The sequence below is a fragment of the Streptosporangium sp. NPDC048047 genome (assembly GCF_040653115.1).
Lineage (GTDB): Bacteria > Actinomycetota > Actinomycetes > Streptosporangiales > Streptosporangiaceae > Streptosporangium.
On the sequence record NZ_JBEZNH010000031.1, the window covers coordinates 20,646 to 46,985 of the forward strand.

The following is a 26,340-nucleotide window of genomic DNA, read 5'->3' on the forward strand; positions in this document are numbered from 1 at the left end:
TATCCCGGCCACCGTGACCGATCACCAAGACGGCCGAGACGGCGCGGAGGGACGGGGAACGGACACGGATCCCGCCGGTCGGGAGTGACGACGCCCTTGGCGGGGGCGCGTGAGGAAGACCTGCGGAAACCGAGAGAAGTATAGTTATCAGAACTGCGCTTCTCTTGGTGAGGGTGGATGCGTAAGCCTGCCGACATGTTCGACCGCGACCGCGAATGGGCGGCGCTGACGAGGTTCGCGACCGACGACCAGCCGGGCGCCACGCTCGGCGTCGTCTCGGGCCGGCGTCGTCAGGGGAAGAGCTTCCTGCTGGAGGCCCTCTGCCAGGAGGCGGGGGGGTTCTACTTCTCCGCGCAGGAGGCGACCGACGCCGAGTCGCTGGCCCTCATCGGGAACGCGCTGACCCGCCACCTCGACCCGACGGCCCCCTTCACCCCCTCGGACTGGCCCACGGTGGTCGACGTCCTGCTCCGGATCGGCCGTGACCGGCCGGTGCCGGTGGTGATCGACGAGTTCCCCTACCTCGCCCGCGCCAACCCCGCCCTGCCGTCGATCATCCAGGCCGCCTACGCCCCGCGCAGGCCGGAGCGCACGACCTCACGGACCCGGCTCCTCCTGTGCGGTTCGGCCATGTCGTTCATGGGCGGCCTGCTCTCCGGAAACGCGCCGCTCCGCGGACGGGCATCGCTGGACCTGCCGGTGAACACCCTCGACTACCGGCTCGCCGCCGGGTTCTGGGAGCTGACCGACCCCCGGCTGGCGCTGCTGGTCCACGCCGTCGTCGGAGGCACCCCGGCGTACCGCACCGAGATGATCCGCTATGACGCGCCCCGGGACCTGGACGACTTCGACGACTGGGTCGTCAGGGCCATCCTGTCCCCGGGCAGCCCGATGTTCCTGGAGGCGAGGTATCTCCTCGCGGAGGAGCCCGACCTGCGCGACGGCGCCCTCTACCACTCGGTGCTCGCCGCCATCGCCGAGGGCAACAGCGGGCGCGGCGGGATCGCCGGTCACGTCGGCCGCAAGAGCAACGAGCTCTCCCACCCGCTGACGGTCCTGGAGGACGCGGGGCTCATCGCCCGCGAGAGCGACGCCTTCCGGAGCAACCGTACGGACTTCCGCATCAAGGAGCCGCTGCTCACCTTCTACCACGCGATGATGCGTCCCTTCTGGCCGCAGCTCATGCGGGCGACCGCCACCGACCGGATCTGGAGGAGCGCCGGGCAGAGGTTCATCGGCAACGTGGTGGGACCTCACTTCGAGCGGGTCTGCCGGGACTGGACGCTGCACTTCGCCGAGGACCGTTTCGGCGGCTGGCCGTCCGAGGTGACCGCCGGGACCGTGAACGACCCGGCGGGCCGTACCACCCACGAGGTGGACGTCGCGGCCGTCGGCCACGCGGACGGCGGCAGGCCCCCGCTGCTCGCGATCGGCGAGGTCAAGTGGGGGCAGGTCATGGGCGAGGGGCATCTCCAGCGGCTCCTGCGCATCCGCGACCTCGTCGGCCGGAACGACCGGTACGACACCTCCCGCACCCGCCTGCTGTGTTACTCGGGCGCCGGCTTCACCGACGACCTCGTCCGGGCCGCCGGGCGGGGTGAGGTGGATCTGGTGGGTCTCGACGACCTGTACGGCTGAGCGGCCGGAGGGGAGAACCGGGGCTCACCGGGAGCCGGAGCCGGTCCTCGCCGGGGGCGGTCAGGCGATGAGGCCGAGCGCCCGCTCCCGCAGGTCCGCCGGGGCGCCGTTCGCGGAGCCGGCGTCGAACGGCGGCTCCGGGGCGTACTCGATCGCGAGCTGCACGGCCCGCGCCGTCTCCGCGTCGCTCACGCGGGCCAGCAGCGCCAGGGCCATGTCGATGCCGGCCGAGACGCCTGCCGCCGTCACGACCCTGCCGTCCACGACCACCCGGTCGCTCACCGGTTCGGCGCCGAAGTCCGCGAGGGAGGCGGTGGCCGTCAGGCCGGACCCGCCGCGGTCGTCCGGCACCGGCCCGGGGGAGGCGGCGACGAAGGTGACGGTGAATCCGGGGGCGAAGGCCAGCACGGTGTACGGCCCGACCGCGTCGAGGGCGGTGAAGCGGGGGTAGAGGGGGATCGCGACGTGCACTCTCAGTTCTCCTTCGTACGGAACCGGCGGCGGTGGTCGCCGGGTGAGATCCGCCAGTGGCGGCGGAAGACCCGGTAGAGGGTCTCGGGTGTGCCCAGCCCCGACTCCCTGGCCACCCTGTCCAGGGGGTGCCCGGTCGCCTCCAGCAGCCGCCGCGCGGCGTCGGCGCGGCTGCGCTCGACGTAGCGGCCCGGGGAGATCCCGACCTGCTCGGTGAAGACGCGGGAGAAGTGACGTTCGCTCATGCCCGCCCGCTGGGCGAGGGCCGGAACGCTCAGGTCCGCCACGGGGTTGGCGTCGATGAACGCCTGGAGCTCCCTGAGCGGCTCGCTGCGCGGGGTGAGGGCGCGCATCGGCGTGCTGAACTGGCTCTGCCCGCCGGGCCGGTGCAGGTACGCCACCAGCCCGCACGCCACGTCCTTGGCGAGCGCGTGGCCGTGGTCCTCCGCGACCAGCGCCAGGGCGAGGTCCACCCCGGCGAGGACCCCGGCCGAGGTCCACACGCCGCCGTCCCCGACGTAGACGGAGTCGGCGTCCACCTCGACCCTGTCGTACCGGGCGGCCAGGTCCCCGGCGGCCAGCCAGTGGGTGGTGGCCCGCCTGCCGTCCAGCAGTCCGGCCTCGGCCAGCAGGAAGGCGCCCGTGCAGACCGAGGCGGTCCGGCGGGCGGAACGGGCCACCCGGGAGATCTCCCCGACGAGTTCCCGGTCGTCCGTGTGCCCGGCGGCGGACAGGCCGCCCACGACCAGGAGCGTGTCGACCGGCCCGGTGATCTCGCCGAGCGCGGTGCCGGCCGTGACCGTCATGCCGTTGCCCGCGGTCACCGGCCCGGCGTGGACGGCGGCCACCTCCAGGCGGTAGCCGCCCGCGGGGACGAGGAGGTTCGCCGTCGCGAACACGTCGGCCGGTCCGGCCAGGTCGAGCAGCTGGAAGCCGTCGAAGACGACGGTCACGACGCGCTGGTTCACGGCTTTCATGCTGGTCGCGGGCGGTCATGGCGTCAATGACACGGATATTGCAGATCCTGCCATGGCCGGTCGGCCGGTCGTGCCGTGGGGCCGCGGCGTGTGCGCGGCCGGGGCGGGCCGTCCGTGCGCGGCCCGTCGCGTTGGCCGGGGGCGGAGGCGATCGGCCAGACTTGGAGTCCGGAGCGGGGCGGGCCAGGGCGGTCCGTCCGCGCCCGTCGCTGGAGGAAAACAATGATCTTCATTACCGCGAAGTTCCGTGTGCTGCCCGAGCACGCCGACCGGTGGCCCGAGATCACCGCCGAGTTCACCCGGGCCACCCGGTCCGAGCCGGGCTGCCTGTGGTTCGACTGGTCCCGCAGCGTCGAGGACCCGGCCGAGTACGTCCTGGTCGAGGCGTTCCGCGACGGCGACGCCGGGGCGGCCCACGTGGGGTCGGAGCACTTCAGGAAGGCTCAGGAGACGCTGCCGCCGCACCTCGCCGAGACGCCCCGGATCGTCAACGCCACGGTCCCGCAGGACGACTGGTCCCTCCTGGGGGAGATGGCCGTTCCCGAGCGCGGCTGAGCCGCGCCCGCCGCCCGGTCCGGCCCGCTCCGGGGTGGGCCGGGACGGCAGGGGTGGCGGCCCGTACGGGCTTCCGGGAAACTCGCCCTGATCCCGGAGAACCCGTATCGGAAGGGCAGCGCATGAGCAACCCGGTCGTGTCGCGAGAAGAGTGGCTGGTCGCCCGCAGACGGCTGCTGGAGCAGGAGAAGGAGGCCTTCCGGGTGCTGGACGCGGTCCGCGCCCGGCGACGGGAGCTGCCCGCGGTCACGGTGGACAAGGACTACCGCTTCCGGGGACCCTCCGGCGAGGTGGGACTGCCCGACCTGTTCGAGGGCCGCCGCCAGCTCATCGTCTACCACTTCATGTTCGACCCCGCCTGGGACGAGGGCTGCACGAGCTGCTCGTTCCTGACCGACAACATCGGCCACCTGGCGCACCTGCACGGGGCGGGCACCACGCTGGCCCTGGTCTCCCGCGCGCCCTACGAGAAGATCGAGCCGTTCCGCGAGCGGATGGGCTGGGACGTTCCGTGGTACTCCTCCCACGGCGGCGACTTCAACTACGACTTCCACGTGACCAACGACGAGGCCGTCGCCCCGGTCGAGTACAACTACTACGACCGCGAGGCCCTGGAGCGGCGCGGCCTGACCCCCTTCCTGAAGGGCGAGGCCCACGGCGTGAGCGTCTTCGTCCGCGCCGACGGGGGAGAAGGCGGGGACGGCGCGGTCCTGCACACCTACTCCTCCTACGGCCGCGGCCTCGACCTGCTGCTCGGCACCTACAACTACCTGGACCTGACGCCGCTCGGCCGGCAGAGGTACGTCAACGAGTTCAGCCACCACGACCGGTACGGCGCCACCGAGGCGGAGGGCTGCCACCACTGACGGCTCCCGGGCCGGCCATACGGCGCGCGACCCGGCCGGTGGTACGGCGCGCGATCCGGCCGGCCGTACGGCATGCGACCCGGCCGGCCGTACGGCGCGTGGCGCGGCTCGCCGTACGGGCCGCGGTGGATTTTTTCGGCGCCGCGGATCCGCGGGTTGAGCTGGCGGGGAGCGGCGGCACGCGGAGACCGTCCGGCTGCACGGCCGCATGGGCCGGAAAGAAGCGGGAAGTGGGCGGAATGCCCGTTAGGAGATCATTGCGGCTGGTTGCCGCGATCGTCATCTCGGGGTGGGTGAGGGCCGCCTCGCCGGCCCCTCGGGCGTTCGATCGGACACCGTAGACGGGAGGACATGGTGACATCGACCAACCGTGACACGTTGAACGAGGAGGGCCCGGCCGGAACGGGCGGACCGCGCCGGGGCGTCTCGCGCCCGCTGGCCGTCGCCGCGACCGCGGTGATGCTCGCGTCGGGCGGCATCGGGGTGACGGCGGCGTCGGCGGCGACGCCCGTGCCGCCGCCGACGCCCACTCCGACGGGCACGGCCGACGGGACGCCCGCGACGACCCCGCCCCCCGCCGAGACCCCGCCCCCCGCCGAGACGCCGACGCCCACGCCGTCCCCCACCGTGACGGAGCTGCCGGCCGTGCACCCGCTGCAGTTCGGCGGCGCGGCGCACGGCGAGTTCGTGCTGGGGACGAAGGACCCCTGCGCGTTCGTCACGGTGTTCGCCCAGACGGGCGAGGTGACCGCCGTGGACGACGGCTCGATCACCGTGCGCAGCCGCGACGGCTTCGAGCAGGCGTACACGCTCGCCGACGACACCCGTGTCGTGGCGGGCAGGCGGGGGAACGGAGAGGTCCGTCAGGGCGACTGGGTGGCCCTGACGGCGCTGCGGCAGGCGCAGGAGGCCACGGCCGCCTACGTCTACGACCTGTCGCAGCCGGGCAGGCGCGGCGCCTGGTGGTCCCCGCGGCAGGGCTGGCCGAACACGGGCAAGTGGCGGGCCCCCAAGCCCTGCCCCACGCCGCCGCAGACCCCGTCCCCGACTCCGACGGACGGCGCCACGCCCACCGCGCCTACCACCCCGAGCCCGACGTCTCCGGACACGCCGGCCCCGCCGCCCGGCGAGACTCCGGCCCCCACCCCGACCTCCGGCTCCTGAGCTCCGGCGCCCGTCCCCTGACGGACGTCGCGTGACGGCCCCGGTCGCGGCATCCCCGCGCCCGGGGCCGTTCTCCGCGCCAGGGCCGTTCTCCGCGCCAGGGCCGTTCTCCGCACCGGGGCCGGGGGCCGGCCGGCGTTCAGCGCGGCCCGTCCTGGAGCATCTGGCGGACCTGCTCGTGGGAGCACCCGGCGTGCGCGGCGATGCGGCGCAGCGACCAGCCCTCGCCCCGCGCCTGGCGCATCGCCTGACGCAGCGCCTCGTCGGCCACCTCGTCGAGGGCGGCGCGCAAAGTGGCCAGGGAGCGCAGCCGGGCGGCCGGGGCCTGGACGGCGAGGCCGGCGCACGCGGCGCCGACCTGTTCGGTGAGGGCGCGCAGCAGGGGATCGGCGGACGGCTGCCGGTCACCCGGCCGCCGCGAGCGGAAACGGTGGGGGAACATCGACTTCTCCGGTTTCAAGCGGGGATCATGGCTTCACCTGGAGCGGCGGCCCCGAAGAGCCGCACGGGAAGAGCAAGCGACAAACCAGACGAGAACGCACCGTTGTGCGTCCGCGCCCGACGTCAACTATCTTGACATCCGAAGCGACGGAGAACATCGGCACCGGGCCGGTGGATCATCATAGGAGTGGGCCATGGCGCGGACCGAGCTGGGTGTCGCGCTCACGGCCGCCCGCGACGCGGCCCGGGACGTCCTGGCGGAACGGGCCTCCGCGGTGGACGCCGGGCGGCGCTGGCCCGAAGAGGGCATGGCCGCGCTGCGATCCCGGCTCGGCGGGCTGGTGGTGCCCGAGCGGTTCGGCGGGATGGGTCACGGCCTGCTCGCCGTCGCCCAGGTCGGCGAGATCACCGGCCAGGCCTGCGCCTCGACGTCGATCTGCTTCGGCATGCACCTGGTGGGCTCGGCCGTGATCGCCGCCAAGGCCGACCGCCCCGGGCAGCACGACCGCCTGTCCGCGATCGCCGCCGGGCGGCACCTGACCACGCTGGCGCTGTCGGAGCCCGGAACGGGCGCGGAGTTCTGGCTCCCGCAGACCCGCATGGAGCGGACGGACGGCGACCGGCTGCGGCTGAGCGGCGCCAAGAGCTTCGTCACCAACGGCGGCCACGCCGACTCCTACGTGGTGTCGGCGACGGCTGCCGGACCGGGGGCCGTCCCCGGCCAGTTCTCCTGCGTGGTCGTCGACGCCGACGCCCCCGGGCTGGACTGGGGGCCTTCCTGGCACGGGCTCGGCATGCGCGGCAACGCCTCACGCGGCGCGCTGCTGGAGGACGTCGAGATCCCCCGGGCCGGCCTGCTGGGGGAGGAGGGCGACGAGATCTGGTACGTCTTCAACGTCGTCGCCCCCTACTTCCTGATGGCCATGGCCGGCACCTACCTGGGCGTGGCCGAGGCCGCGCTGCAGGAGGCCCGTACCCACCTGCTGCGCCGCCGGCACGCCCACAGCGGCCGGAGCCTGGCCGCCCAGCCGCTGGTCCAGCACCGGCTGGGGGAGATGTGGGCCGTCGTCGAGCGGACCCGGCGGCTGATCTACCACGCCGCGGCCGAGGGCGAGACCGGTGGTCCCGGGGCCCTGCCGGCCCTGTGCTCGGCCAAGGCGGAGGTCGCCCAGGCGGCCGAGGCCGTCGTCAACGACGCCCTGACGCTCGTCGGCGGGGTGGGATACTCCGACGGCTCCGCCCTGCACCGGCACCTGCGCGACGCCCGCGCCGCGCACGTGATGTCGCCCATCACCGACGTGCTGCGCGTCTGGGTCGGCCGGGCGCTGCTGGACGAGCCGTTGCTGGAGGGATGACGGTGCCGCCCGCGACACCCCCCGGACCGCCGCCCTCCGGACCGATGCCTTCCGGACCGATGCCTTCTGGTCCGCCGTCCCCTGAACCACCGTTTCCCGGACCGCCGTTTCCCGGTCCGTCCGGCCCGTCTGAGCCGTCCGGCCCGTCCGGGCGCCGGCGCGTCCTGCTGGTGCGGGCCGGCGCCGAGGCCGGGGCGCGTCTGTCCGGCCTGGCGGAGACCGGCGTCGAAGTGGTGGACGTCTCCGCGGAGCAGGCCCTCGACCTGCTGCGCGCCGAGGGTCCGCCGGGCGGGCGCCGCCCGACCCTGGTGGTGCTCGGCGCCGAACCGCCCGCCCCGGTCGGCCTGGTGCACGCCCTGCGTCCCGATCCCCGTGACCTGGCCGTCGTCGTGCTGACGACGCCTCACAACCGGGAGCGGGCCGCGGCGCTGCCGCTGCTGCTCCCGGCCCGGCTCGCCGGCACGCTGCCGCACGACAGGCTCGACGACCTGCCGGACCTCGCCCGCCGGCTGATGGAGCAGATCGACCGCGAGCGCGCCTACGCCGCCACCCAGGCCGCCGTGCAGCATGCCCTGACCTCCCGCGGTCCCGCTCCCCGGCAGCCCGGCCGGCACCTGCTCGGCGCGATACTCGGCCAGGCGCTGACCGGCGCCCTTCTGCTCGACCCCGGCCTGCGCCTGGTGGCGTGGAACCACCGGGCCGCCGGCCTGCTCGGGCTGGAGGAGCCCGGCTCCATCGGCCGCTCCCTGGACGGATGGTTCCCCGCCGACGCCCGGGAGCGCCTGCGGTCCTACCTCGGAGGCCCGCCCGCCGACGCGACCGGCCCCGATCCCGCCGGAGACCCCGCGGCCGGAATCCCGGTGACCGGGACGTCAGTGACCGGGACCTCGGTGACCGGGACCTCGGTGACCGGGACCGATCCCGCCGGAGCCGGTCCGGTCTTCACCCGCGTCACCGGCGACGGCGCCGAGCAGGTGCTGTGGCTCAGCCCCCAGCCGGTGACCGACCCCGGCGGGGCCGAGCAGATCCTCGTCCTGGCCGAGGACGTCACCGAGGCCGTCCAGTCGCGGCGGGCCCTGGCGGAACGCACCGGCCAGGCCCTGCTCAGCGGGGAGGTCGCCGCCGCCGTGACCGCCGACGAACCGCTGGAACGGCGGCTGCGGCGGTGCGTCCAGGCGCTCGTCGGCCACCTGGACGGCGCCGTGGCCGCCGTGTGGATCCTCGACCCTCCGACCGGCACGCTGCGCCTGACGGCCGACGCCGTACGGGACGCCGCCCTGGACGACGGGTGCGCCCGCGTCCGGCTGGGGGAGTCGACGATCGGCCGGATCGCCGCCGGGCGCCTGCCGTACGTGACCTCCGAGGCGATCGGCGACCCGCACATCGAGGAACAGGACTGGGTGCGGCGGGAGTCGCTGACCTCGTTCGCCGGATACCCGCTGGTCATCCAGGGGCAGGTGATGGGCGTCCTCGCGGTCCTGGCCCGCCGCCGCCTGCCCGACACCGGCGTGCGGGCCCTCGCCGGGATCGCCGGCCAGATCGCCGTGGCCGTGCACCGCGACCGGCTGCTGGAACGGCTGAGCGCCGCCGCCGACGCCCTGCAGCGCCCCCTGCTGCCGCCGCGGCTGCCCGAGCCGCCCGGTGTCGAGCTGGCCGCCCGCTACCGCCCGTACGGCGACGGCCTGCAGATCGGCGGCGACTTCTACGACGCCTTCCCGCTGCCTGGGGAGCGCTGGGCCGTGGCGCTGGGAGACGTGTGCGGCAAGGGACCGGCCGCGGCCGCCGTCACCGGTCTGGTCCGCCACACCCTGTGGGCCGCCGCCCAGCAGGACCCCGACCCCGGCCACGTGCTCCCGCTGGTCCACCGTGCCCTGCGACGCGAGAACAGCCCGTTCTGCACGCTCGTCTACGCCGTCGTGGACTGCTCCGCCGAGCCCGTCCGGGTACGGCTGGCCTGCGCGGGTCACCCCTCGCCGATCCTGCGGCGCGCAGGCGGGACCGTCACCATGGCCCTGGAGGATCTGGACGGCTACGGCCCGGCGCTGGGCCTGTTCGACGGGGCGCGCTACCCCGAGCACTCACTGGACCTGCGTCCCGGCGACGGACTCGTGCTCTACACCGACGGCTTCGTCGAGGGCGGCGCCTCCCACCGCCAGCGCCGGCCCGACGACCTCGCCGCCACGCTGGCCGCGTGCCTTCCCCCTGAGCCCGGTGACCGGCCGGCCGACCGGATCGTCGAGGCGTTGATGGCCGACGCCCTGAGCCGGTGGGGCGGAGGGCTGCGCGACGACCTGGCGGTCCTGGCGCTGGCCGCCGTGCCCCGGGCCGGGGGAGGTCAGGCCGACAGGGCCCGCACCGCGTCCTCGGCGGTGTCGTAGAAGGACAGCAGCCGGTCCAGCCCCATGATGCGGAAGACCCGGGCGATGTCGGGGTCGGTGCCGGCCAGCGCCAGGGAGGCCCCGGCGGCCTGGGCACTCTGGTGGGCCGCGATCAGCACGGCGATGCCGGTGGAGTCGCAGAACGTCAGGGCCGACAGGTCGACCACCACGCCGGACCCGGTCTCCAGGGGGATCTTCTCCAGGGCGTCCCGCAGATCGGGACTGGTGTGGTGGTCCAGATCACCCGTCACGACCAGCAGGCGGGGGCCGGCGGGGTGAGACCGGAGGGTGACGGTCAGACCGTTGTGCACCATGACTCCTGGAGAGGGACTGCGGTCGGGCGGCGGGCGCGGGCAGGGTGGGGACAACGTTAATGCCCCCTCAGGGGTTTGCCCTATCCTACGTAATCGTTGAACAGGAGGCTTACCGGCCGGGGCGTTGGGGAAGGCGGGCGATGAGCGGACGGGATCGCTCCGGACCGGCGGAACTGATGTTCCCCGGAACCAGTGAGATGGCGCGGCGGATGCGCGCCCACCCGTGGTCCTCGACCCCCATGGGCGAGCCGGACGCCTGGCCGACGAGCCTGCGCACCGCCTGCCGGATCTGCCTGACCTCGCGCTTCCCCATGATCGTCTGGTGGGGTGAGGACCTGTGGTTCCTCTACAACGACGCCTACCTCCCGCTGCTGGGATCGAAGCATCCCGCCCTGGCCAAGCGGGGCGACGAGGTGTGGGAGGAGATCTGGCACACCATCGGGCCGATGCTGCGGTCGGTGATGGACTCGGGGGAGGCGACCTGGTCGGAGGACCTCCTGCTGTCGATGAACCGGCACGGCTACTGGGAGGAGACCTACTGGACCTACTCCTACAGCCCGCTGCACGACGACGACGGCGCCGTGCGCGGGGTGTTCGCCGCGGTCAGCGAGACCACCGAGCGGGTCATCGGCGAACGCCGCCTGGCCGTTCTGCAGGACCTGGGCTCCCAGGCGGGCCGTGCCCGCAGCGTCACCGAGGCGTGCCGGCTCGCGGCCCGGGTGCTGGAGCGGGCCGGCCGCGACGTGCCGTTCGCCGCGATCTACCTGCGCCGGCCGGACGACGACGAGCCGGTGCTGACCGCCATGAGCCCCGAGGGCACGGAGGTCTCCCCCCTGGCGGGCGGGCCCGGTGACTGGCCGGTGCGGGAGGCGCTGCGCACCGAGCGGCCCGTCACGGTGACGGACGTGGCGGAGCGGTTCGGCGCCCTGCCCGCCGGGGGCTGGCAGACCCCCCCGACGCAGGCCATGGTGCTGCCGCTGGCCGGCGAGACCGGCGGCCAGGCCGTCGGGGCGATCGTGCTGGCGGCCGGCGCGGGCCGGGCCCTGGACGAGGCGTACGAGTCGTTCCTCGGCCTGGTCGCGCGGCAGACCGCCGCCCTGGTCAACGCGGCGGTCGCCTACCAGCTCCAGCAGCGCCGGGCCGAGGAGCTGGCCGAGCTCGACCGGGCCAAGACGGCCTTCTTCTCCAACGTCAGCCACGAGTTCCGCACCCCGCTCACCCTGATCATGGGGCCGGTCCAGGAGCTGCGGAGCGCGCTGGCCGGCGCGGACGAGCGGGTGCGGGAGGACCTCGAGGTCGTCCACCGCAACGGACTGCGCCTGGGCAAGCTGGTCAACACCCTGCTCGACTTCTCCCGCATCGAGGCGGGGCGGGCGCAGGCCCGTTACGAGCCGGTCGACCTCGCCGCCGTCACCGCAGAGCTGGCCAGCGTGTTCCGCTCCGCGATCGACAAGGCCGGGCTGGCCTTCGAGGTGGACTGCCCGCCGCTGGCCGAGCCGGTCCACATCGACCGGGGCATGTGGGAGAAGGTGGTGCTGAACCTCCTCAGCAACGCGCTGAAGTTCACCTTCGACGGCTCGATCCGGGTCGCGCTGCGCGGCGACGGCGAGCACGCCGTCCTCACGGTCGCCGACACCGGCGTCGGGATCTCCGGGGAGGAGCTGCCGCGGCTGTTCGAGCGCTTCCACCGCGTCGAGAGCGCCCGGTCGCGCTCGAACGAGGGCAGCGGCATCGGCCTGGCGCTGGTGCGGGAGCTGGTCGGGCTGCACGGCGGCACCATCACCGCCGAGAGCGCCGAGGGCGAGGGCACCGCGTTCACCGTCCGCCTGCCCTTCGGCGCCGCGCACCTGCCCCCCGGGAACATCGTCCCGGCCGGCGACGCGGAGAGGGTCTCGGCCACCGCCGACCCGTTCGTCGAGGAGGCCCTGCGCTGGCTGCCCGGCGACGCGCCCGCCCGGGATGCCGGGAACACCGGGAGCACCGGGGATGCCGGGGGTGCGGCGGAGACCGCCGGTCGGGCCCCGGAGGACCTTCCCGGGGGGCGGGACGGCGAGGCCGGGCGGGCCCGGGTGCTGATCGCCGACGACAACGCCGACATGCGCGAATACCTCACCCGGCTGCTGTATCCGGCCTATGACGTCACGGTGGTCACCGACGGCCGGGCCGCCTTGGACGCCGTCCGCGCCGACCCGCCGGACCTGGTGGTCAGCGACGTGATGATGCCGCTCCTGAACGGCCTGCAGCTGGTCGCCGCGTTGCGCGCGGACCCGCGCACCGCCGGCGTGCCGGTTCTGCTGCTGTCGGCGCGCGCCGGGCAGGAGGCGTCCATCGAGGGCCTGGAGGCCGGCGCCGACGACTACCTCGTCAAGCCCTTCTCCGCGGCCGAGCTGCTGGCCCGGGTGCGGGCCAACGTGGAGCTGGCGCGGCTGCGCGGCCACCACGCCCGATGGCGCAGCGCGCTGATCGACTCCCTGCAGGAGGCGTTCTTCGTCTGCGACGAGGAGGGCGCCGTCATCGAGATCAACTCGGCGTTCACCGACATCCTCGGTTACGACGCGGACGGCCTGCCGTACCGGCCGATCCACCCGTGGTGGCCCGACGAGGCCGACGACCCCGAAGGGCACCGCCTGGTCGGCGACGTCTTCTCCCGGCTCCTGGCCGTCGGGAAGGGCAGGGGCGTGATACCCCTCGCCCACCGCGACGGGCACCGGGTGTGGGTGGCGGTCACCTTCAACGACGTCCTCGACCCCGACACCGGCCGCCGCCGGGTCGTCGGCACGCTCCGCGACGTCACCGCCGAGCACTACGCCGTGCAGCGGGAGAGCGCGCTGGCCGCCCTCAGCGTCCGCCTGTCGCAGGCCGGCAGCATGACCGACGCCCTGCGCGGGGCCCTTGCGGAGCTGCGGGAGGTCTGGCACGCCCGCCAGGTGCTGGCCGTCCTCTGGAACGGCGACGGCGACGGCGACAGCGGGGGCGGCGGCGACCGGCCCGCCCTGACCTCCACCGCCGCCGGAGCCGACTGGCGGACCCTGCCTCCGGAGCTGCGCGCCTCGCTCGGCGTCCTGCGCGGGCAGCCGCCGCTGCGCCCGTCCGCGAGCGGGGCCGGTGGCGCGGGGATCACCCTGGAGCACCCCGCCGGGCTGCTCGCCGTCTGGATCGACCTCGGCCAGAACCGGCCCTTCACCGCCGAGGACCAGACCCTGCTGGCGCTGCTGGCCGGCCACCTCGGCCAGGGCCTGCACCGGGCACACCAGCTCGACCGGCAGCGCGAGACCGCGGTGGCGCTGCAGCGCGCGATCCTCGGCCCGCCCCGGCTGCCCGACGGCTTCGCCGTACGCTACGAACCGGCCGGCCGGCCCCTGGAGGTCGGCGGCGACTGGTACGACATCGTGCCGCTGCCCGACGACCGCATCGGCATCGTGGTCGGCGACTGCGTGGGCCGGGGCCTCGAGGCCGCGGCGGTCATGGGGCAGCTGCGCAGCGCCTGCCGCGCCCTGCTGCTGCAGGAGGCGGGCCCCTCACAGGTGCTCACGGCTCTCGACCGGTTCGCCGCGCAGGTCCCCGGCGCCCGGTACACCACCGTCTTCTGCGGCGTCCTGGACACCGCCACCGGCGACCTCGTCTACTCCAGCGCCGGGCATCCACCCGGGATACTGGTCCTTCCCGACGGCGTCACCCGGCTGCTGCAGGACGGCCGCTCCACCCCGCTGGCCGCCCGCCCCGGCCGGGCGCGTCCCGAGGCCGCCTGCACGATGCCGGCCCGCTCCACCCTGCTGCTGTACACCGACGGCCTGGTCGAGCGCCGCAGCCGCCCGCTCACGGACGGCATCGGCCAGGCCGGCGCCGCCGTCCAGGACGGCCGTTCCAGCCCCATTGAGGACCTCGCGACCGAGGTCATGATCCGCATGGCGCCGGACAGCGGGTACACCGACGACGTCGCGCTGCTGCTGTACCGCCAGCCCGCGCCGCTGGAGGTGGCCTTCCCCGCCGAGTCCGGCCAGCTCGCCCCGGTGCGTACGGCGCTGCGCGACTGGCTGAACCGCTGCGAGATCAGCTCGACGATGATCCAGAACGTCCTGGTGGCGGCCGGCGAGGCCTGCGCCAACGCCATCGAGCACGGTCACCGCCACGCCCCGGGCGACATGATCCGGCTGCGGGCGGTCGCCACCGGCGGAGACCTGCGTCTGACCGTGGTCGACAGCGGGCGGTGGAAGACCCCCCGGCCGGAGATCAACTCCCACCGCGGCCGGGGCGTCGCCCTCATGCGGGCCCTGATGCATCACGTCACCATCGAACCCGGCGCCGGCGGCACCACCGTCGACATGCACACGAGGATCACCCGATGACGACCCCCCTGACGCTGGCCGCCTCCCGGCGCTCCGACGGCACCCCGGTCCTCACCGTCACCGGTGAGATCGACATGAGCAACGCCGGCACCCTGGACGACGCCCTGGCCGGGGCCGCCGGCGACGGCCGCCTCGTCGTCGACCTCGCCGCCGTGGACTACCTCGACAGCGCCGGGCTGACCGTCCTGTTCGAGCACGCCCCGCACATCGAGCTGGTCGCCAACCCCCTGCTCGCCCCGGTCCTGTCCATCTCCGGGCTCGTCGACGTCACCACCGTGCACGGCCTCGGCCCGGGCTTCGACGGCTCCGACGGCTCCGACGGCTCCGACGGCTCCGACCCCGACGGCTCCGGCCCCGACGGTTCAGGTCCTGACGGCTCCGGTCCTGGTGGTTCGGGTCCTGACGGCTCGGGCCCGTCCTGACGGCTCAGGGCCCCGTACGGCCCGGCCCGTCCTGACAGCGGGGGCCGGGCCGTACGGGGCCTTATGGCCTTATAGGGCCTTATGGGGCCGGGGCGGGGCCCCGGCGGACGTCACCGGCGGGCCCGCCACTCGCCCAGCAGCCGGTGGCCACAGGCGGCGGGCGGGATGAGCATGCTGGTGAGCAGCGTCTGCCGTATGTCCTGCCGGGTGCGCGGCCCCGGGGCGATGTGGGCCCAGGCGGACTCCGCGGTCAGCGCCAGCCAGCCCGCTCCGGCCAGCGCCGCCGTGCCGCGCAGCGCCCCGGCGGCCCGCGGTCCGCCGCGCGCGGCGACACCGCCCGCCAGGCCGCCGGCCAGCAGGCCCAGCGCTCCCAGCCCCGTCGTCAGCGCGTGGCGGGGCAGCCGTCCCGGACCGCCGCCGACGGCCGTCCGCCAGGCCGAACCGTGCAGGCGGCGCATCAGCGCGTCGTCGGCGTTGCCGCGCTGGCGGAGCACACTCGCCCACGGCCCGTCGTCCCGGGACGGGTGCCGGGCGACGCGCTCACCCCTGACCAGGCGGTGGCCGGCCGCCGTCACCCGCAGCGCGAGGTCGGCGTCCTGCCGGAAGGCGCCGGAGAAACGCTCGTCGAACCCGCCGACCCGTTTCAGCACGTCCCGCCGGTAGGCCATGTCGGCGGTGGCCCAGCCGGCGTCCGCCGGTCCGCCGGCGGCGCGTCCCTCGCCGGCCGGTCGCCCGGCGGCGCCGCGCCCCACGCCGTCCGGCCGTACGGCTTCGGACGGGGGCTCGGCGCGGCCCCGGCTGCCGGCCACGTCGGAGGGGAGATCCGCCAGGTCGGCGTGGAGCGCCCGCACCCAGCCGGGTGCGGGGATCACGTCGTCGTCGAGGAACACCACCCACGGGGTGTCCGCGGCCCGCCAGCCGGCGTTGCGGGCGGCGGCCCGGCCCCGTCCGCCGGAGCGCACCACCCGGATCCGCTGTCCCGCCTCGCCGTCGCCGCCGGGCGGACACGCCTCCGCCGGGTACGTCTCCGCCGGGTACGCCTCGATCAGGCCCGGCAGCTCGCACATCACGGCGTCGGCCAGGTCGGTACGGGGGTCGGGGACGTGCTCGGGCCGGTCGTCCACGACGATGACGTCGGGACCCGGGTCGATCGCGGCCAGCGTCGCGGCCAGGCTGGGCCGGCCTACGGTCGGGACCACCACGGTGATCATGCGGTGGACACCTCCGCCCGGCGGGCCGCGCACGGGCTCCCGGCCATCGCGGTCGTCACGGCTGACGCGGCCGTCACGGCGGTCGGGGTCGGTACGGCCGTCACGGCGGCAGGATCATGAGAGATCGCGTTCATCACGAGAGATCGCATTGCGCCCCCTTGTTGAGGTACGCGCACGACTACCGAGGGAAGCGCCTTTCAAACCTCGGATTTCCCGCAGAGGAAGGTAGACGAAGGGCAAGTCCCGTCCTGTCCTGGTAAGAAGCCGTTTGGAGAATCCCGGGCCCGGGAAATCGCAGACCATCCCGTATGGCCTTCCGGAGAGCCCGTGGCGCCGGGTCCGCGCTGCCCGTCCGGGGAAGACGACGTCGCCGTCCCGCCTGGAGACACCGCCGGTCCGCCCGGAGGCGCCGTTCCCCGGTGAGCAGGTCCGGCGCGGAGGGTCCGCCGCCGTCCGTCCGCCCGGAGGTGCCCTTGCCCGCCCACCGTCCCGCCGCGGTGCTCTTCGACCGGGACGGGACCCTCGTCGAGGACGTCCCCTACAACGCCGACCCCGGCCGGGTACGACCGGTGCCGGGCGCCCGCCGCGCACTGGACCGGCTGCGCCGGGCCGGGATCCCTGTCGGGGTGGTGACCAACCAGTCGGGGATCGCCGGGGGCCTCCTCACCCCGGACGCGCTGGAGGACGTCAACCGGCGCGTGGAGGAGCTGCTCGGCCCGTTCGCGGTCTGGGCGGTGTGCCCCCATGGCGAGGAGGACCGGTGCGCCTGCCGTAAGCCCGCCCCCGGGCTGGTGCTGCACGCGGCGGCCGTCCTCGGCGTCGACGCCCGCGACTGCGTGGTCGTCGGTGACATCGGGCGCGACGTGGAGGCCGCCCGCGCGGCCGGGGCGCGCGGCATCCTCGTCCCGACGCCGATCACCCTGCCCGAGGAGGTGGCGGCGGCGCCCGAGGTCGCCGCGGACCTCGCCGCCGCCGTGGACCTGATCCTGCGGCCCGTTCCCGCCGAGACCGCGCGGGCCGACACCGAGGAGCCCGCGTGAAGATCCTGCTGTGGCACGTGCACGGGTCGTGGACCACCGCGTTCGTCCAGGGCGGCCACGACTACCTGGTGCCGCTCGTCCCGGATCGCGGACCCGACGGCCGCGGCCGGGCCCGCACCTTCCCCTGGCCGCAGAACGTCCGCGAGGTGCCGTGGGACCGGCTCCGCGACGAGGAGATCGACGTCGCCGTCCTGCAACGGCCCCGCGAGACCGAACTCGCCGAACAGTGGCTCGGCCGCCGCCCGGGACGCGACCTGGCGGCCGTCTACGTCGAGCACAACACCCCCGCCGGGGACGTCCCGCGCACCCGCCACCCGCTGGCCGGCCGCTCCGACATCCCGCTGGTGCACGTGACGCACTTCAACGACCTGTTCTGGGACTCGGGCCTGGCCCCCGCCCGGGTCATCGAGCACGGCGTCGTCGATCCCGGGCACCGTTACACCGGGGAGCTGCCCCGCGCAGGCGTCGTGGTCAACGAGCCGGTCCGCCGTACCCGCGTCGCCGGCACCGACCTGCTCCCGCGCTTCGCCGCCGCCGTGCCGCTGGACCTCTTCGGGATGAAGGTCACCGGCCTGCCGTACGGGACCTTCGAGGACCTGCCGCAGCAGCGGATGCACGCCGAGCTGGCCCGGCGGCGCGTCTACCTGCACCCCTACCGGTGGACCTCGCTGGGGCTCTCGCTGATCGAGGCCATGCTGCTCGGCATGCCCGTGGTGGCGCCGGCCTGCACCGAGGCCGTCGAGGCCGTGCCCGCCGAGGCCGGGGTGATCTCCACCCGCGTCGCCACCCTGGTCGCCGCCCTGGAGGCGTTCGCCGCCGACCCGGCTCTGGCCGCGCGGGCGGGCAGGGCCGCCCGCGCCGCCGCCCTGTCCCGCTACGGCCTGTCCCGCTTCCTGTCCGACTGGGACCGCCTGCTGGCGGAGACGGCCTGACCCGCGTTCACGCGCTCGGTCATCGTGTGGCGTGTTCGACGCCATCGGGTTACATTTATTGCAGATAAGCTTTCGAGTTGGAGGTGCCATGTCCCGTTCCGGAGTCCTGGCCGACGCCACGCGTATCGAGGCGGACAGTGATGACCGCGAGCTCCTGGCCCACGTGGAAGAAGCCATAGCCGCTGAGCAGGCGTCGCTGGTGCTGCGCGGCCCCGACGGCGCCGACATCGAACTGCCCCGGTCGTTGGTGAGCCTGGTCCTGGCCGCGGCCCATGATCTCGCGAAGGGCAACGCCGTTCTCGCTCTGCCGGTGGAGACCCGGCTGACCCCGAACGAGGTCGCCCGGATGCTCGGCCTGTCACGCCCCTTCGTGGTCAGGTTGCTCGATGAGGGTGAGATCCCCTTCCAGCGTCTGCCAGACAGCCGTCACCGTCTGGTCCGCCTTGCGGATGTCCTGGAGTTCCAGGTTCGTCGTGAACGCCGCGCCGAGGGCCGCCGGAGGATCATTGAGATCGCCGAAGAGGAAGAACTGCCCTACTGATCTTTCGGAGGGACTGGCCGATGGCGCGGGTCTTCGTCGACACGAACGTGCTGTTCCCCTTCTCGTTGATGGACCTGATGCTCGCTCTGGCCGAGGACGCGGTGCACACCGTGGTCTGGAGTGACCATCTGCTGGAGGAGTGGGAGCGTGTGATCGTGCGCGAACGGCATCGCTCCACGCATGCGGCGGTGCGCATAAGCACCGCGATCCGGGAGTTCTTCGCCGACACTCGCGTTGACGAGGACGACTACAAGCATCTGCTCGATCAGATGGACGGCCCTGACCTCGACGATCGCCATCACATGGCCGCCGCCATCGCCGGCCGGGCCCAGACCTTGGTCACCTGGAACCTCTCCGATTTCCCCGTGTCCTTCCTGGGCCGGTACGGGCTGACCGTCACCGATCCCGATGCCTATCTGTGCTCACTATTTGGTCGACACCCCGGTGAGGTGACAGGCGTGCTGAGCCGGATGGCAGCGGGGAAGCGCCGTCCGCCCATGACCGTCCTGGATATCGCCGATGCCCTGGATCGGGCGGGGACCTCTGCGTTCGCCCGGCTGGTCCGTGGTCATCTCGCCGCCGATGAGCCGGTGCGATACGACCCCGACTTCGTCCGGAGAACATTGCGGAAAGGTCGTCGTTGATCTTGATCATCGTGGCCTCGATCGTCATGCCGGTTCCGCCAGCACCTCCGCCGGTCTCCGGGCCATCGCCCGCCGGACCGCGACCGAGGTCACCGGCGTCACGAGCGCCGCCACGACGAGCAGCAGGCACAGCGCGACGGCCGCCGATCCGCCGGTGAGGACGTCCCCGGAGACCGCGATCGCGGTGGGGAGGACGGCGGCGGCGGCGACGGCCAGCCCGGCGCCGATCCCGGTCGCCGCGACGATCGCCATCTCCGTCAGGACGATCCTGCGGACCTGCCGCCGGGTCGCCCCCGCGAGCCGCAGCAGGGCCAGCTCGCGTCGCCGTGACAGGACGGACACGCTCACGGTGTTGACGACGGCGATCGCCGCGTAGGCGACGGTGATGGCGACGAGCAGGGAGTCGACGAGCGCCTGCACCCCGAGTCCTGGCCGGAACGCGGCTTCGACGCCTTCGCGGCCCCGCACCACGGCTCCCGGCTGCCCGGCGACGGCGTGTGCGAGCCGGGCCCGGAGGTCGCCGGGCGGAAGGTCCCCGGCGCCGCGGACGACGACCTGCCCGATGCCGCGTCCGGTCGTGTGGGCGGCGAGGAGCCCGGCGGGAAGCAGCAGGTTCTCGTAGCCCGCCCGGTCCTCGAACGTCGCCACGAGGCGCAGTTCCTTCGCCGCGCCGTCGCCGAACCGGAACAGCAGCGTGTCGCCGACCGCGACGCCGAGTTCTCCGGCGTTCGCCGCCGGGAGCGCGACGGCGGCGCCGGTGAGATCGGACAGGGATCCGGTGACGACCTCGTTGGTGAGGACGCGGCCCGCTCCCGCGGCCGTCACCCCGCGCACCGGCCACGGGCGGTCACGGTGCGAGCCGTCGTACGGGCGTTCGATCCAGCCGCCGCTCATGACGAGTGCGCTCGCGGCGTCCACTCCCGGGACCGCCTCCAGGGCGCCGACGAGGCCGGGCCCGGCGCCGCCGGGCACCTGAACCGTGAAGTCCGCGCCGACCGTGGCGACCGACGCCTCCTCCTGGGCCGCGAGCCGGATCGACTGCGCGACGAGATCGCCCCCGCCGATCCCCATCACGAGCGCCACGCAGGAGCTCACCGTCGCGAGCTGGGCCGCGCGCGCCCGGACGTTGTCCGCGCCGAGGGTCCCGAGGCGTCCGCCGGCGAGCCGTACGAGCGGGCGGAGCGTCAGGGTCCCGAGGCGCTGGATCGCCGGCGCCAGCAGGGCGGCGGAGATGCTCCCGGCGAGGACCGCGGGACCGCTGGTCGCGGACACCACGGAGGGGCTCATCAGGCAGGTGACGACGGCGAGCGCGACGGCGCCGATCCCGAAGAGGACGCCGAACGCCCATCGTGCGGCGCCGACGCGGTACGAGGGCAGATCCGCCTCGCGCATCGCGTCGATCGCCCGGGACCGCCGCGCGGGGCGGGCGGCCGACCGCGCGGCGGACCAGACGGCGAGCGAGGTCACGACCAGCGCGACGGCGAGCGGGACGACGCCCGCCTCCAGGCGGAGCGTGCCGGGCACCACCCCCGCGGCGGTGATGACACCGAAGACCAGGTGGGCCAGCGGGATCCCGGCGGCGAGGCCGAGCGCCGCCCCGCCCACACCGACGATCATGGTCTCGGAGACGATGAGTCCCCGTACCTGCCGGCCGGTCGCGCCGGCGGCCCGGAGCAGGCCGATCTCCCTGGCGCGCTGCCTGACCGAAAGGCTCACGGTGGCCGAGACGACGGTCGCCAGGACGATGAGCACGATGCCGCCGAACACCGCCCCGATGACGATCGTGGGGGTGCGCGCGGCCCGGACCGCGGGATCCTCCGCGGCGCCGCGGCCGTCCCCGGTGAGCACCGTCGAGCCGGGGACCGCGGCGGCGGCGCGCCTCGCCACCTCGTCGGTGTCCGCGCCCGGCCGGGGCAGGACGCCGACGGCGTCGACCGGTTCCGTGCCGCCCAGCGTCCGCGCCCTCCCGTCGGATATGAAGATCACGGGGGGTGAGTCCGTGTCTCCGGCGACGGCCGAGACGCGGTGGTCCGCGGCGTCGCCCTGGACCGTGAGCCTCACGGTTCCGCCGGGTTCGAGGCCGAGCGACCGGGACAGGGCCGGGGTGATCGCGATCTCGTCCGGAGCGGCGGGCGCGGCGCCTCCGGACAGCGGGAACGGGCCCAGCGCGGCCGACGACCAGTTCTGGGCCAGGACGGTGACCGCCGACCCGTCGCTCCGGACGGCGGTCATGGGGAAGAACGACACCGGTACCGCGGCGCCGACGCCTTCCACCGAGGACAGCGCGGTCGTCACGTCCGCGCCGAGCCGGTGCCGCTCGGGGTAGGGACGGAAGTCCGTCGTGGGGCGCCCGTCCCCGTCGAGCATCCGGTAGCTCGCGTCCCCGATGACGACGAGCGGGGCGGCGCCGAGGCGCTCGGGCGGCGCGGTCAGCCGGATGCCCGTCTCGAAGAGCGAGCCGGAAAGGACGATGAGGGCCGCCCCCAGCAGCGCGGAGACGAACACGGCGACGAACGCGGCGATCCGGTGACGGATGCCGCTCAGGGCCAGACCGAGCATCAGCGCACCGCCGTACGGCCGGCGGCGAGGTGCGCCAGGAGCTCGGCGACCCTCTCGGCCGACGGGCGGTCGATCCGGCCGGCGACGCGCCCGTCGACGATGAAGACCACGCTGTCGGCGTACGACGCGGCGACGGGGTCGTGCGTCGTCATCATGATGGTCTGGCCGGTCTCACGGGCCGAGTCCTGCAGAAGTTCGAGAACGCGGGCGGCGGTCACGGTGTCGAGTGCCCCGGTCGGCTCGTCGGCGAAGAGCACGTCGGCCTCGCCCGCCATCGCGCGGGCGATCGCGACGCGCTGCTGCTGGCCGCCGGACAGCATGCCCGGATGGTGGGCCTGCCGTCCGGAGAGCCCGACCCGCTCCAGCGCCCGCTCGATGCGCCGCCGGTCCGGGGCGCGGCCCGCGAGGGTCATCGGAAGGGCGACGTTCTGCGCGACGGTCAGGGTGGGGACGAGGTTGTACGACTGGAACACGAAGGCCACCCGTTCACGCCGGAACTCCGTGAGCCGGTCCTCGGACATGCCGCCGAGCGCCTGCCCGGCCAGCGTGACCGATCCGGACGTGGGGGAGTCGAGTCCCGCCGCGCAGTGCATGAGCGTGCTCTTCCCCGACCCGGAAGGGCCCATGACGGCGGTGAACGACCCCGCGCTCAGCTCCAGCGACACCCCGTCGAGCGCGCGGATCTCCTGTTCGCCCGTTCCGTAGACCTTCGTCACCGTGTCGAGTGCCACCGGGATCCCCGTGGACCCGCCCCCGGGCGGCTGCTCGCCGACGTCCATCCGACTTCTCCATCCTCGGCCCCAAGCCGTCAGATCATCACCATAAATAGTGTAATGAATGAACAGTATGAGGCATGCACTGTTTTATCGGGCACCGGTTCCCGGGTGGGGGCACAGCGGGCCGCCCGATCAGTGCGAGGGTCACACGGATACCATGGGACGATGACGAAGGCCCCGCCCGACGCCTCCCACGAGAAAAACGCCGGGCTTCCCGGTGGCCTGCGCCGCGCGTGGGGGGTCGCCGATCCGGCGCCGAGACGGGGCCCCAAGGCGTCGCTGTCGATCCCGATGATCCTCGACGCGGCGGTGTCGCTCGCCGACGCCGAAGGACTCCAGGGGTTGTCCCTCGTACGGATCGCCGAACAGCTCGGGGTCACGACCAACGCGCTCTACCGCTACCTCGACTCACGCGAGGAGCTCGACCTCCTGCTGCGTGACCACGCGCTGGGGGCTCCGGAACGCACGGAACGGACGTTCGACCGCTGGCAGGACGCCGTGGCGGAATGGGCGCGCTCCCTGCGCGCGCGCTACGTGCGGCACCCCTGGCTCGCCGACCTGAGCGTCCGTGTCCCGGTGACCCCGCACGCGCTGGCCTGGCTCGAGATCCTCCTCGAACGCCTCGGCGGCAGCGGCCTGGACGACGTGGGCACGCTGCGCGCCGCGGGGCTCCTCGACGGCTACGTCCGGTGGAGCTCCGCGGCGGCCCGCGATCTCGCCGGGAACCGGACGCCGGTGGTCGAGGGGTCCGCCATCATCGACCTCGTCGGCCCGCTGCTCGTCGAGCGCGGGATGCCGCGGATCGCCGCCCTCTTCGACGGCGGGCTCTACCGCGAGTCGCCGGAACGCCACGAAGACGCCGACTTCGAGTTCGGCGTCGGCTGCATCCTCGCGGGGCTGACGGCCTCCTCGGCCACGTAAGCCACGTAGGGTCCGCCCGCACGTCGGCGGGGCCCGAGCCCCGATCGCCGCGCCCGGTCCGCCCGGTGCCCGGGGCGTCTCCAGCGCCCGGGGGAGGCGGGAGCGGTGGAAAAGGGTGACGCCCGGGTCTCGCCGTTGAGACCCGGGCGTCGCCGCCTCCCGCGACCGGCCGGAGCGGCCGGAGCGGACGTCAGCCCATGTGCGGGTAGCGGTGGTCGGTCGGCGGGACGAACGTCTCCTTGATCGTGCGGGAGTTCACCCAGCGGATCAGGTTGTAGATCGAGCCGGCCTTGTCGTTGGTGCCCGAGGAGCGGGCGCCGCCGAAGGGCTGCTGGCCGACGACCGCGCCGGTGGGCTTGTCGTTGACGTAGAAGTTGCCCGCCGCGAAGCGCAGCCGCTCCGACGCCGTCGCGATCGCGTACCGGTCGCGGGCGATGATCGAGCCGGTCAGCGCGTACTGCGATACGTTCTCCATCTGGTCCATCACCGTGTCGAAGTCCGCGTCGTCGTAGACGTGGACGCCGAGGATGGGCCCGAAGTACTCCTTGGCGAAGATCTCGTCGGCCGGGTCGGCGCACTCGAGGACGGTGGGCCGTACGAAGTAGCCGGTGGAGTCGTCGTAGGAGCCGGTCAGCACGTCGATCGAGTCGAGCGAGCGGGCCCGGTCGATCGCCGCCCTGTGCTTGGCGAACGCCCGGTCGTCGATGACCGCGCCCATGAAGGCCGACAGGTCGGTCGCCACGTCGCCGACGGTCAGCGACTCGGCGGTGCCGACGAGATCGTCGCGGATCAGCGACCACAGCGACCGCGGGACGTAGGCGCGCGAGGCCGCCGAGCACTTCTGGCCCTGGTACTCGAAGGCGCCCCGGACCAGCGCGGTGGTCAGCACCGCCGGGTCGGCCGAGGGGTGGGCCAGCACGAAGTCCTTGCCGCCGGTCTCGCCGACGAGGCGCGGGTAGCCGCGGTAGGAGGCGATGTTCGCTCCCACCGTGGACCACAGGTGCTGGAAGGTCGCGGTGGAGCCGGTGAAGTGGATGCCGGCCAGCCGCGGGTGGGTCAGGGCCGCCTCGGAGACGGCCTGGCCGTTGCCGGTGACCATGTTGATCACGCCCGGCGGCAGCCCGGCCTCCTCCAGCAGCCGCATGGTGAAGTGCGCGGCGAACTGCTGGGTGGGGGAGGGCTTCCAGACGACGACGTTGCCCATCAGGGCCGCCGAGGTCGGCAGGTTGCCGGCGATGGCGGTGAAGTTGAACGGCGTGATCGCCAGGACGAAGCCCTCCAGCGGGCGGTACTCCATCCGGTTCCACACCCCCGGCGACGACACCGGCTGGTCGCTGTAGAGTCGCCGGGCGTAGGAGACGTTGAACCGCAGGAAGTCGATCAGCTCGCAGGCGGCGTCGATCTCGGCCTGCTGCGCCGACTTCGACTGGCCCAGGACCGTCGCGGCGTTCAGCGTCTGCCGCCACGGGCCGGCCAGCAGGTCGGCGGCGCGCAGGAAGATCGCGGCCCGCTCGTCGAACGACAGCGCCTGCCAGGCCGGGGCCGCCGCCAGCGAGGCGTCGATCGCGGCCCGCACGTCATCGGCGGTGGCGTCGGCCGTACGGCCCAGCACCGAGGCGTGGTTGTGCGGCTGCACCACGTCGATGGAGGCGCCGCCGCCCATGCGCTGCTCGCCGCCGATCGTCATGCTCAGGTCGAGCTGGGCTCCGGAGAGCTCCTTGATGCGGTTCTCGAGCGCGGCGCGCTCGGCGCTGCCGGGCGCGTAGCCCAGCACCGGCTCGTTGACCGGAGCCGGGACGTTGGAGATGGCATCCATCACTTGCCTCCAAGGGCACGGAGAAAGAAGGCGATGTTGGCGGGGCGCTCGGCCAGCCGGCGCATGAAGTAGCCGTACCAGTCGTCGCCGTAGGGGACGTAGACGCGCACGGTGTGACCCGCCCCGGCCAGGGCCTGCTGCTTGTCGGTCCGGATGCCGTAGAGCATCTGGTACTCGTAGCCGCCCCGGGGACGGTCGAACCGGTCGGCGAGGGTCTCGGTGATCGCGATCAGCCGGTCGTCGTGCGTGGCCACCATCGGGTAGCCCTCGCCGCCCATCAGGAGACGCAGGCAGCGGACGTAGGCCCGGTCGACGTCGCTCTTGCCCTGGTGGGCCACGGAGGCGGGCTCGGCGTAGGCCCCCTTGACCAGGCGGACCCGCGAACCCGTGTGCGACAGGTCGCGGCAGTCGCCCTCGGTGCGGAACAGGTACGCCTGGAGGGCGACCCCGGTGGAGGGGAAGTCCTCGCGCAGCGCGCGCAGGGTCGCAAGCGTGGAGTCGACCGTGGTGTGGTCCTCCATGTCGAGGGTCATGGTCGCCCCGGCCGCGCGGGCCGCCTCGGCGACCCGGCGGGCGTTGTCCAGGGAGATCTTGTCGCCGTCCGCGCCGAGCGCCTGGCCGACGGCCGACAGCTTCACCGACACCTCGGCGCGGTCGCCGAGTTCCAGTTCGCGCAGCGCGCCGAGGAACGTGACGTACGCCTCGGCCGTCTTGGCGGCCGCCTCGGCGTCCCGGGTCTCCTCACCGAGGTGGTCGACGGTGACGGCCAGGCCGGCACTGGCCAGCCGGTGTACGGCCTCCACCGCCTCCCGGGCGCTCTCGCCCGCGACGAAGCGGTCGACGACCTTGCGTGTCAGGGGGACGCCGGAGACCGCGCGCCGCACGAGCGGCATCCGCGAACCGGCGAGAAGAAGGGAACCGAGCATGCTCTCATGCTAAAACCGCAGGTCAACGAAGGCGCATGTGCATGTGC

At 74.1% G+C, this 26,340-nt stretch carries 22 protein-coding genes; 13 read left to right on the top strand and 9 right to left on the bottom strand.

All coding sequences use genetic code 11. From position 1 onward, the window contains the following. Window positions 1-177 precede the first annotated feature (177 nt). Window positions 178-1,638 carry an ATP-binding protein gene (locus tag AB0D67_RS24345; protein ID WP_362939978.1) on the top strand — a complete coding sequence of 487 codons (1,461 nt, stop codon included), beginning with the start codon at window positions 178-180 and terminating at the stop codon, window positions 1,636-1,638. Window positions 1,639-1,698: 60 nt separating this feature from the next. Here the strand turns inward: AB0D67_RS24345 and AB0D67_RS24350 are convergent, their stop codons facing one another. Together AB0D67_RS24350 and AB0D67_RS24355 are read right to left on the bottom strand one after the other, a co-directional pair. Next, window positions 1,699-2,109, bottom strand: a complete 411-nt coding sequence (locus AB0D67_RS24350) for a hypothetical protein (protein ID WP_362939982.1) — start codon at window positions 2,107-2,109, stop codon at window positions 1,699-1,701. A 2-nt stretch (window positions 2,110-2,111) separates the two neighbouring features. Further along, window positions 2,112-3,086: a GlxA family transcriptional regulator gene (locus tag AB0D67_RS24355; protein WP_362939985.1), complete on the bottom strand. Its 975-nt coding sequence runs from the start codon at window positions 3,084-3,086 to the stop codon at window positions 2,112-2,114. Window positions 3,087-3,308: 222 nt separating this feature from the next. Here AB0D67_RS24355 and AB0D67_RS24360 point away from each other — a divergent pair, with 222 nt between their 5' ends. From AB0D67_RS24360 to AB0D67_RS24370, 3 genes are all read left to right on the top strand, one after another. Continuing rightward, the gene (locus AB0D67_RS24360) at window positions 3,309-3,641 is read left to right on the top strand and encodes a putative quinol monooxygenase (RefSeq protein WP_362939988.1); all 333 of its coding nucleotides are present in this window, start codon (window positions 3,309-3,311) and stop codon (window positions 3,639-3,641) included. A gap of 122 nt (window positions 3,642-3,763) precedes the next feature. Continuing rightward, window positions 3,764-4,507 (top strand): DUF899 domain-containing protein, encoded by a 744-nt coding sequence (locus AB0D67_RS24365; protein ID WP_362939992.1) that lies wholly within the window; start codon window positions 3,764-3,766, stop codon window positions 4,505-4,507. A 351-nt stretch (window positions 4,508-4,858) separates the two neighbouring features. After that, the gene (locus tag AB0D67_RS24370; RefSeq protein WP_362939995.1) at window positions 4,859-5,671 is read left to right on the top strand and encodes a hypothetical protein; all 813 of its coding nucleotides are present in this window, start codon (window positions 4,859-4,861) and stop codon (window positions 5,669-5,671) included. 139 nt (window positions 5,672-5,810) lie between these two features. On the opposite strand, the gene AB0D67_RS24375 is transcribed toward AB0D67_RS24370, so the two are convergent. Then, window positions 5,811-6,131, bottom strand: coding sequence for a hypothetical protein (locus AB0D67_RS24375; protein ID WP_362939998.1), 321 nt, complete (start codon window positions 6,129-6,131; stop codon window positions 5,811-5,813). Window positions 6,132-6,306: 175 nt separating this feature from the next. Between AB0D67_RS24375 and AB0D67_RS24380 the strand changes: the two genes are divergently transcribed. Both AB0D67_RS24380 and AB0D67_RS24385 read left to right on the top strand, forming a co-directional pair. Further along, complete coding sequence (locus AB0D67_RS24380) at window positions 6,307-7,467, top strand: acyl-CoA dehydrogenase family protein (RefSeq protein ID WP_362940001.1); 1,161 nt, start codon at window positions 6,307-6,309, stop codon at window positions 7,465-7,467. Between the two features lie 170 nt (window positions 7,468-7,637). Then, on the top strand, window positions 7,638-9,845 hold the full coding sequence (locus AB0D67_RS24385) for a SpoIIE family protein phosphatase (RefSeq protein ID WP_362940004.1): 2,208 nt from the start codon (window positions 7,638-7,640) through the stop codon (window positions 9,843-9,845). On the opposite strand, the gene AB0D67_RS24390 is transcribed toward AB0D67_RS24385, so the two are convergent. Further along, window positions 9,803-10,159: an STAS domain-containing protein gene (locus AB0D67_RS24390; RefSeq protein ID WP_362940007.1), complete on the bottom strand. Its 357-nt coding sequence runs from the start codon at window positions 10,157-10,159 to the stop codon at window positions 9,803-9,805. The two genes, AB0D67_RS24385 and AB0D67_RS24390, sit on opposite strands and share 43 nt — an antisense overlap. A gap of 140 nt (window positions 10,160-10,299) precedes the next feature. Here AB0D67_RS24390 and AB0D67_RS24395 point away from each other — a divergent pair, with 140 nt between their 5' ends. Beyond that, complete coding sequence (locus AB0D67_RS24395; protein WP_362940010.1) at window positions 10,300-14,505, top strand: SpoIIE family protein phosphatase; 4,206 nt, start codon at window positions 10,300-10,302, stop codon at window positions 14,503-14,505. After that, the gene (locus tag AB0D67_RS24400; protein WP_362940013.1) at window positions 14,502-14,927 is read left to right on the top strand and encodes an STAS domain-containing protein; all 426 of its coding nucleotides are present in this window, start codon (window positions 14,502-14,504) and stop codon (window positions 14,925-14,927) included. The genes AB0D67_RS24395 and AB0D67_RS24400 overlap by 4 nt, the downstream gene beginning before the upstream one ends. Window positions 14,928-15,037: 110 nt before the next feature. On the opposite strand, the gene AB0D67_RS24405 is transcribed toward AB0D67_RS24400, so the two are convergent. Further along, window positions 15,038-16,138: a glycosyltransferase family 2 protein gene (locus AB0D67_RS24405; protein ID WP_362940016.1), complete on the bottom strand. Its 1,101-nt coding sequence runs from the start codon at window positions 16,136-16,138 to the stop codon at window positions 15,038-15,040. 473 nt (window positions 16,139-16,611) lie between these two features. Between AB0D67_RS24405 and AB0D67_RS24410 the strand changes: the two genes are divergently transcribed. Genes AB0D67_RS24410 through AB0D67_RS24425 form a run of 4 tightly spaced genes read left to right on the top strand, consistent with a single transcriptional unit; the run spans window position 16,612 to window position 19,295 of the window. After that, complete coding sequence (locus AB0D67_RS24410) at window positions 16,612-17,178, top strand: HAD-IIIA family hydrolase (RefSeq protein WP_362940019.1); 567 nt, start codon at window positions 16,612-16,614, stop codon at window positions 17,176-17,178. Further along, on the top strand, window positions 17,175-18,110 hold the full coding sequence (locus AB0D67_RS24415; protein ID WP_362940022.1) for a glycosyltransferase: 936 nt from the start codon (window positions 17,175-17,177) through the stop codon (window positions 18,108-18,110). Before AB0D67_RS24410 ends, AB0D67_RS24415 begins: the two co-directional genes overlap by 4 nt. Before the next feature lie 31 nt (window positions 18,111-18,141). Then, complete coding sequence (locus AB0D67_RS24420; protein ID WP_362940025.1) at window positions 18,142-18,651, top strand: helix-turn-helix domain-containing protein; 510 nt, start codon at window positions 18,142-18,144, stop codon at window positions 18,649-18,651. A 20-nt stretch (window positions 18,652-18,671) separates the two neighbouring features. After that, entirely contained in the window at window positions 18,672-19,295 is a 624-nt protein-coding gene (locus tag AB0D67_RS24425; RefSeq protein WP_362940028.1) for a PIN domain-containing protein, read from the top strand. Between the two features lie 24 nt (window positions 19,296-19,319). Here the strand turns inward: AB0D67_RS24425 and AB0D67_RS24430 are convergent, their stop codons facing one another. Then, entirely contained in the window at window positions 19,320-21,854 is a 2,535-nt protein-coding gene (locus AB0D67_RS24430; RefSeq protein WP_362940031.1) for an ABC transporter permease, read from the bottom strand. Further along, window positions 21,854-22,633, bottom strand: coding sequence for an ABC transporter ATP-binding protein (locus AB0D67_RS24435; protein ID WP_362940034.1), 780 nt, complete (start codon window positions 22,631-22,633; stop codon window positions 21,854-21,856). Before AB0D67_RS24435 ends, AB0D67_RS24430 begins: the two co-directional genes overlap by 1 nt. 162 nt (window positions 22,634-22,795) lie before the next feature. Between AB0D67_RS24435 and AB0D67_RS24440 the strand changes: the two genes are divergently transcribed. After that, window positions 22,796-23,551 (top strand): TetR/AcrR family transcriptional regulator, encoded by a 756-nt coding sequence (locus AB0D67_RS24440; protein ID WP_362940037.1) that lies wholly within the window; start codon window positions 22,796-22,798, stop codon window positions 23,549-23,551. A gap of 190 nt (window positions 23,552-23,741) precedes the next feature. On the opposite strand, the gene pruA is transcribed toward AB0D67_RS24440, so the two are convergent. Together pruA and AB0D67_RS24450 are read right to left on the bottom strand one after the other, a co-directional pair. Then, the gene (gene pruA, locus AB0D67_RS24445; RefSeq protein WP_362940040.1) at window positions 23,742-25,367 is read right to left on the bottom strand and encodes an L-glutamate gamma-semialdehyde dehydrogenase; all 1,626 of its coding nucleotides are present in this window, start codon (window positions 25,365-25,367) and stop codon (window positions 23,742-23,744) included. Next, window positions 25,367-26,293, bottom strand: a complete 927-nt coding sequence (locus tag AB0D67_RS24450) for a proline dehydrogenase family protein (RefSeq protein WP_362940043.1) — start codon at window positions 26,291-26,293, stop codon at window positions 25,367-25,369. Before AB0D67_RS24450 ends, pruA begins: the two co-directional genes overlap by 1 nt. Window positions 26,294-26,340 lie beyond the last annotated feature (47 nt).